This window comes from Candidatus Methylomirabilota bacterium, from assembly GCA_036005065.1.
Lineage (GTDB): Bacteria > Methylomirabilota > Methylomirabilia > Rokubacteriales > DASRDR01 > DASYQW01.
On record DASYQW010000256.1, the window covers coordinates 1 to 7,108 of the forward strand.

Here is a 7,108-nt window from a genome sequence, read left to right on the forward strand (position 1 = left end):
GGCGGTCAGCCGGTCCCGATCGAACGCCGAGAGCGCGTCCCGGGTCGCGGCATCGAGGCCCGCCTCGACCATGGCGGCCGCCGGGTCCGCGAGATAGCGAGCCCGGAACGCGTCATCCGACTTCAACCGGAACAGAGCGCGGTTGAGCGGATAGGCGTGAGCCGGCGGGAAGAAGTAGTGAGTCTCCACGCGCTGGTCCTCCTCAGAGTCCCTGAAAGAATGCGCGGGGCATGATCCTCGCGGTGATAGTTGACCATCTCCCCGCCGGATGTTCCGCTCCGAGCGGCGGCTTTGCCGCCGCAACGATCCTCGGGGGAGGTCTCGGAGGGGGTGTTCCGACACCCCCTCCGATTTGGACTCAGACCGGCCAGGCCACGACGGCGTTGCCGTGATGCCAGGACGGCTCGTAGCAGAGCACCTCGGCCCGGCTCTCGCCGAGGGCCCCCAGGAGCGTGATCCAGGTCCGCAGCTCCACGTTGCCCGCCCCATCGAGCGCCTCCCCGGTCAGGGTCGCGGCCTCGTGTCCGCGGCCCTCGGCCAGCCGGGCCAGCAGCCGCCGATCGAACTCGTAGTCGGGGTTGCCGTACCGCTCCGTCCCGGGGAAGTGAGACATCCCGCCTGAGGCCATCAGCGCCACGCGCTCGGGTCGCCCGTCGAGGATCGCCCGGAGCTCCCGGCCCCAGGCGTAGCACCGGGCCGGCGTGGGCTGGGGCGGCAGGTAGACGTTGACGTAGAGCGGGACGACGGGCACCGGCGGCTCGGGCATCGTGAAGTGGAGCGGGACGTAGAAGGCGTAGTCGAGCCGGACCTCCTGCGAGTAGGCCAGATCGAAGCCGGCCGTGATCCCGCGCTCGACGATGGCCCGGGCCAAGGGCTCGTGGACATGGTACGTGTAGCCGTAGCGGCCGAACCGGCCGGACACCGACGAACCGACGAAGACCGCCAGCGCCGGGACCGCGTTCAAGAAGAACCCCTCGATGTGATCGCCGGCGATCACCGCGATGGCGTCCGGCCGCGCCCCGGTGAGGCGACGCTTGATCTCGGCGAACGCGGCATGGACGCGCAGCACCTGCGCCCGGTCTTCGCTCGGTGGGCGCACGAGGAGCTGAGGGGTGTGGGCGCAGGCGACCGCGGCGACGAGGGGCATGGCGCGGGCCTCCTCAGGCCGATCGAGGCGCCGACCCGTGTTCGCCGGGCGGGCCCGGCGAGCGCCGGGGCGGGACCGGGGCCTCAGGCCGGCGCATCCTCGTGTCCTGCTCGGCCGGCGGCCCGGAGCCACTCGAACAGCCGCGCGCCGGTCACCGGAAGACGATCCACCTCCACGCCGTAGGCGGCGAGCGCGTCCTCGACGGCGTTCGCAATGGCCGCGCCGGGGGCGATGATGCCACTCTCGCCGACGCCCTTGATCCCCAGCTCGTTGAGGGCCGAAGGAAAGGCGACGGCGGCCACCTCCAGCGGCGGGACGTCGTCCGCGCGGGGCAGGCCGTAGTCCATGAAGCTCCCCGTGAGGAGCTGGCCGTCGGCGTCGTACACCAGCTCTTCCATCAGCGCGCTCCCGATGCCCTGGACGATGCCGCCGTGGAGCTGTCCCTCGACCACCATCGGGTTGATGGGCTGACCGCAGTCGTGGACCGCGACGTACGCCAGGAGCCGCACCACGGCCGTCTCGACCTCCACCTCGACGACGCAGGCCTGCGCTCCGAAGGCCCAAGTCACCGTCTCGGGGGCGAAGAAGAGGCACGCGGTGAGGCCGGGACGGCCGGCGGCGGCCAATCGAGGGCTGCGGACCGCGGCCTGGGCCACTTCCGCCAGCCGGAGCCCGCGGCCCGGCACGCCCCGCACGAAGACCCGGCCCTCGGCCAGCAGGAGATCCTGCGGAGCGCACTCGAGCAGCTCGGCGGCGACGAGCCGGGCCCGGCCGGCGACGTCCCGGGCGCTCCGCGCCACGGCCGGCCCCGCGACGGCGGCGACGCGACTGGCGATCGTTCCCATCCCGTACCCCACGAGCTGGGTGTCCCCTCCGCGCACCACGACCTGCTCGATCGGCACGCCCAGCTCGTCGGCACAGATCTGGGCAAGCGTCGTCTCGTGGGCCTGGCCCTGGGCCGAGACCCCGACCAGGACGTACACCACGCCGGACGGGTCGACCCGCACCTCGGCCCCTTCGTAGGGGCCCAGCCCCGTGCCTTCCACGTACGCCGAGAGGCCGATGCCGAGCGGCCGACCGCTCCCCCGACGCTCTCCCTGCTTCGCGCGCCAGCGGGCATAGTCCAGCAGGGTCAGCATCTTGTCGAAGGCGCTCGGATAGTCGGCCGGGTCGTAGCTGATGAGCCCCCCGTCGCGGTAGGAGAGACCGGGGCGATAGGGCATCTCCTCGGGCCGGATCAGGTTGCGCCGCCGGAGCTCGGCGGGGTCCATCCCGAGCTGCCGGGCGGCGCGATCGAGGAGACGGTCGAGGACGAAGGCGGCCTCGGGCCGACCGGCGCCGCGGTAGGCGGCGGCGAAGGTCTTGTGGGTGACCACATTGCGGCCCGTCGCCCGGTAGTGCGGCACCCGATAGGGCCCCGGGAGGTGATTGATGGTGTTGAGCGTGATGGCGTCACCCAGGACGGGGTAGGGTCCGTGATCACGGGTGAACTCGGTCGCCAGGGCGACGATGGTCCCGTCGCGCCGGACGCCGAGGCGCGCCCGGTGGACCTGGTCCCGGTCGGCGGCCGCGGTCAGGAAATGCTCGCGCCGCGTCTCGACCCACTTCGCGGGGCAGCCGAGGCGGCGCGCCACGGCCGGGACCAGGAGATCCTCCGGATAGAGGTGCCCCTTCGTCCCGAATCCCCCGCCGACGTCGGGGACCAGCACCCGGACCTGCTCCTCGGGCAGGCCGAGCGCGGCGGCGATCGCGCTGCGCGCGGCGAAGGGGACCTGGGTCGAGGCCCAGACCGTGAGGAGACCGGTGGCGGGGTCGTCGGCCGCGATGACGCCGCGCGGCTCGATGGGGAGCCCCATCACGCGCGGATAGCGCAGCCGGGCCTCCACGGTCACCTCCGCGTCCGCGAACCCCCGCGTCACGTCGCCCACCTGGGCGGTCGAGAGACCCGCGACGTTGTCGGGCCACTCCGCGTGGACGCGGACCGCGTTCGGGGCCAGGGCGGCGCCGACGGTGGCGGCGACCGGCCGCGGCTCGTAGTCCACCCGGACCGCCTCCAGCGCGTCGGTGGCGCGGTAGGGGTCATCCGCGACGACGACCGCGATGCCTTCCCCGACATGGCGCACCGTCTCGCGCGCCAGGACCGGGTGGGCGTACGGGCGGAACCGCGGAGTCGGGATCAGGGGCGGGACCGGGGCGGCCAGCTCCGGGAGGTCGCCGGCGGTCAAGACCGCCCGGACGCCGGGCTGCCGGAGGGCCTCTCGCGCGTCGACCGCCACGACGCGGGCGTGGGCGTGCGGGCTCCTGACCACCGCGAGGTGCACCAGGCCCGGGAGTCGCACGTCGTCCAGATAGCGGCCCCGACCGGTGAGGAAGCGGAGATCCTCTCTCCGCCGCACGGACGCGCCGATCAGCGGCGTCATGGCGAGCACTCTGAAGCTCGACTCGTCGGCATCCTGTGGCCCGCTGAGCGAATCATACCCCGCCGCCCGGGCCCGCCAAATCGGAAATCCAGGCTGGGCCGTGAAACTCGCGATCGCGCCCCGCGGGTATGTCCTGGAGAGCATCGATTTTGGCCTTTCGACCGGCCTCCCCGCGGCGTTACACTTTCAGCAGCGGCCTACCGCAATTCGCAGAAGGAGGCTCACATGATCGCCCGACCCGAATTGCCCCAACCGACGCCCGGCCCCAGCCCGTCTCCGCGCCCGACCCCCCCCAAGCCCTCCCCCAGCCCCTCACCGTCGCCGTCGCCGACTCCCCCGCCCAAAAGGTAGGGACTCGACCTTCCCGCGGAGACCACAAAAGCCCGCGTGAGCGAGGCTCCACGCGGGCGAGGTCTCCTAGACGTGCCGCCCGAGACCCACACGGTCCGCACGCCTCTCCTGGAGATCGCCTACGAGGCGCACGGCGATCCCCGCGGCCTCCCCATCATTCTCTTGCACGGCTTCCCCGACGACGTGCGCGCCTGGGACGGCGTGGCCGCCCCGCTGGCCGCGGCCGGTCATCGCGTGCTGGTGCCCTACTTGCGGGGCTACGGCCCGACGCGCTTTCTCGACCCCGCGACGCCGCGCATGGCCCAGCAGGCGGCGATCGGGCAAGACCTCCTCGACTTCATCGACGCGCTGGCCCTGCCGCGCGTCCTCCTGGCCGGCTACGACTGGGGCGGTCGCGCGGCCTGTATCGCCGGCATCCTGGCCCCGGATCGAGTGCGCGCGCTCGTCACGATCGGCGGCTACAACGTCCAGGACACGGTGGGCCCGCCGCGCCCCGCTGCGGCGGCCGAGGAGCGGGCCTACTGGTACCAGTGGTACTTCAACACCGAGCGCGGCCGTCGGGGCCTCGAGCAGAACCGGCGGGAGATCTGCCGGCTCCTGTGGCAGGACTGGTCGCCGAGCTGGCGCTTCGACGACGCCACTTTCGACCGGACCGCCCGCTCGTTCGACAACCCCGATTTCGTCGGGGTGGTGATCCACTCCTACCGCCATCGACACGGCCACGCGCCGGGCGAGCCGCGCTTCGACGCGGTCGAGCGCCGACTCGCCGAGCGGCCGCCGATCGCCGTGCCGGCCGGCGTCCTGCACGGCGGCGAGGACGCGGTCGACCCGCCCTATCTCTCGGAGCGCAACATGTCGCTGTTCCCCGCCGGCACGGAGCGGCGAGTCGTGCCCGGCGCCGGACACTTCCTGCCCCGCGAGCAGCCGGCCGCGGTCACCGAGGCGATCTCGAGGCTGCTGGCGCGGACCAGGTGAGCCGGCCCTCGCGCGGGCGCGACTCGGAGCGCGACCCGGCGGTCACGCAAACGTCATTCCCCGGTGATCCGTGCGCAATGTGCGGCTGCCATGCTGAGCGGGACCAGGCAACCATACACACACGGAGGAATGCGCATGGCCAAGCACTGGGTGTCGCGGCGCCGCTTCACCGGGATCTCGACGGTGGGAGCCGGCCGCCTGATCCTGGGGTCGAGACGGGGACGGCCGGTCCGGGCGCCGCGGGCCGGCTCGAGCCGGAGCCCGGCTCTGGCGTCGAGTGCCGGCCGACCCGGCGTCACGCCCTCGCCCGCCGGGGCAGAGTCATCCACAATTTACCTGAGCGTCACCACCCCGTAACCTCGCCGGGCAATACTGCTCGGTGATGAAGAGCCCGAGGGAGACGAACGGCCGAGATCGCCCCGACGAGTCCGGCGCCCCCGCCGCGCGCCCGCGCCTCGGCCGCATCCTGGTGGTCGAGGACGAGCCCGACGTCGCCGAGCTGATCCGGTACAACCTGGCGCGGGAAGGGTACGACGTCCTCCAGACGTCCAACGGCGCCGACGCCCTCCGGCAGGGCGCGCGATAACCCGCCCGGACCTGCTCCTCCTGGATCTCATGATTCCTCAGCTCAACGGCTGGGAAGTGTGCCGCCGCCTCAAGCAGGACCCGGCCACCCGCGCCATGCCGGTGATCATCCTCACCGCGCGTGTGGAGGAAGGCGACAAGGTGCTCGGCTTCGAGATGGGGGCGGACGACTACGTGACCAAGCCGTTCGCCGTGCGGGAGCTGCTCGCGCGGGTCCGGGCGGTGATCCGGCGGAGCGCGCCGGCCGAGCGCGGCGGGAAGGCGCATCAGGTGAAGGTCGGCGACCTGGAGATCGATCGCCGCCGGTTCGAGGTGACGATGAAGGGGCGGCCCGTTCCGCTGACGCTCAAGGAGTTCGAGCTGCTGGCGACGCTGGCGGCCGAGCCGGGGCGCGTGTTCGGCCGCGACGAGCTGCTGGACCTCGTCTGGGGCCGCGACGGCTTCGTGGAGCCCCGGACGGTGGACGTCCATCTCGCCCGACTCCGGGCGAAGTTCATGGGGGCCAAGCTGGCCCCGCCTGCCGTGGAGACGGTCCGGGGGGTGGGGTACCGCTTCCGGGATCCCGAGCGAGGGTCCCCTTCGTAACGAGGTTGTTACACGGCCGTCACGCGCCCGTCACACCGAGGGCGCATCATCCAACCAAACCCGAGAGGAGACACCGAATGAGCCGACGAAACCGCTTGGCCAGCCGCATCCGGGGCACTCTTCTTCTGGGGGGCCTGCTGGCCCTGGTCTTTGCCGCCGGCGCGCCGCCGGCCTCAGCCCAGATGCTCATGAACGGGGCCGGCGCCACCTTCCCCTATCCCCTCTACTCGAAGTGGTTCGACGAGTACACGAAGGTCGATCCGAGCGCCCGCTTCAATTACCAGTCCATCGGCAGCGGCGGCGGGATCCGGCAGATCACCGCCCGTACGGTAGACTTCGGCGCCACCGACGGCCCGATGACCGACGAGCAGCTCAAGGGCGCCAAGGGCGAGCTCTTCCACATCCCGACCGTGCTCGGGGCCGATGTCGCCACCTACAACCTGCCGGGCAACCCCAAGCTCCACTTCACGCCCGACGTGCTCGCGGACATCTTCCTGGGCAAGATCACCAAGTGGAACGACCCGCGCCTCACCGCCATCAACGCCGGGGTCGCGCTGCCGAGCCAGCCGATCGTCGTCGTCCACCGATCGGACGGGAGCGGGACGACCTACATCTGGGTGGACTACCTGTCCAAGGTGAGCCCGGAGTGGGCCCAGAAGGTCGGACGGGGGACCTCGGTGAACTGGCCGGTGGGTCTGGGCGGCAAGGGGAACGAGGGGGTCGCGGGACAGATCAAGAACACGCCCGGCGCCCTCGGCTACGTCGAGCTCGCCTACGCCGTCCAGAACAAGCTGCCGGCGAGCGCCATCCGGAACGAGGCGGGCAAGTTCGTGGAGCCCACCATCGAGAGCACGACGGCGGCGGCCGCCGCCAAGGACATGCCGGCCGACTTCCGGGTCTCGCTCACCAATCCGCCCGGCGCCGACGCCTACCCCGTGGCCAGCTTCACCTGGATCCTCGTCTACCGGGACCAGCCGGACGAGGCCAAGGGCCGGGCGCTGGCGAAGTTTCTGTGGTGGGCGACCCACGAGGGGCAGAAGTACGC

Annotated in this window: 7 protein-coding genes; 4 read left to right on the plus strand and 3 right to left on the minus strand. The window is 72.1% G+C overall.

Annotated features, from left to right (window positions below; all coding sequences use genetic code 11):
• The 3 genes from VGW35_18150 to VGW35_18160 all read right to left on the minus strand — a co-directional run.
• The coding region (locus tag VGW35_18150; protein HEV8309588.1) for a hypothetical protein at positions 1-189 on the minus strand (189 nt) is incomplete at its 3' end.
• 169 nt (positions 190-358) lie between these two features.
• Positions 359-1,147: a hypothetical protein gene (locus VGW35_18155; protein ID HEV8309589.1), complete on the minus strand. Its 789-nt coding sequence runs from the start codon at positions 1,145-1,147 to the stop codon at positions 359-361.
• Between the two features lie 83 nt (positions 1,148-1,230).
• Positions 1,231-3,567, minus strand: coding sequence for a xanthine dehydrogenase family protein molybdopterin-binding subunit (locus VGW35_18160; GenBank protein HEV8309590.1), 2,337 nt, complete (start codon positions 3,565-3,567; stop codon positions 1,231-1,233).
• A gap of 423 nt (positions 3,568-3,990) precedes the next feature.
• On the opposite strand from VGW35_18160, the gene VGW35_18165 reads away from it, so the two are divergent.
• The 4 genes from VGW35_18165 to pstS form a co-directional block, all read left to right on the plus strand.
• Positions 3,991-4,893, plus strand: coding sequence for an alpha/beta hydrolase (locus VGW35_18165; GenBank protein ID HEV8309591.1), 903 nt, complete (start codon positions 3,991-3,993; stop codon positions 4,891-4,893).
• 382 nt (positions 4,894-5,275) lie between these two features.
• Complete coding sequence (locus tag VGW35_18170) at positions 5,276-5,479, plus strand: hypothetical protein (protein HEV8309592.1); 204 nt, start codon at positions 5,276-5,278, stop codon at positions 5,477-5,479.
• A 29-nt stretch (positions 5,480-5,508) separates the two neighbouring features.
• Positions 5,509-6,063 carry a response regulator transcription factor gene (locus VGW35_18175; GenBank protein HEV8309593.1) on the plus strand — a complete coding sequence of 185 codons (555 nt, stop codon included), beginning with the start codon at positions 5,509-5,511 and terminating at the stop codon, positions 6,061-6,063.
• A gap of 77 nt (positions 6,064-6,140) precedes the next feature.
• Positions 6,141-7,108, plus strand: a 968-nt coding sequence (pstS, locus tag VGW35_18180) for a phosphate ABC transporter substrate-binding protein PstS (GenBank protein HEV8309594.1), incomplete at its 3' end; no start/stop codon positions are given.

Coding starts and splice junctions, on each gene's coding strand:
- VGW35_18155 (HEV8309589.1), bottom strand. CDS start 1,147: ATGCCCCTCGTCGCCGCGGTCGCCTGCGCCCACACCCCTCAGCTCCTC.
- VGW35_18160 (HEV8309590.1), bottom strand. CDS start 3,567: ATGACGCCGCTGATCGGCGCGTCCGTGCGGCGGAGAGAGGATCTCCGC.
- VGW35_18170 (HEV8309592.1), top strand. CDS start 5,276: ATGAAGAGCCCGAGGGAGACGAACGGCCGAGATCGCCCCGACGAGTCC.
- VGW35_18175 (HEV8309593.1), top strand. CDS start 5,509: ATGATTCCTCAGCTCAACGGCTGGGAAGTGTGCCGCCGCCTCAAGCAG.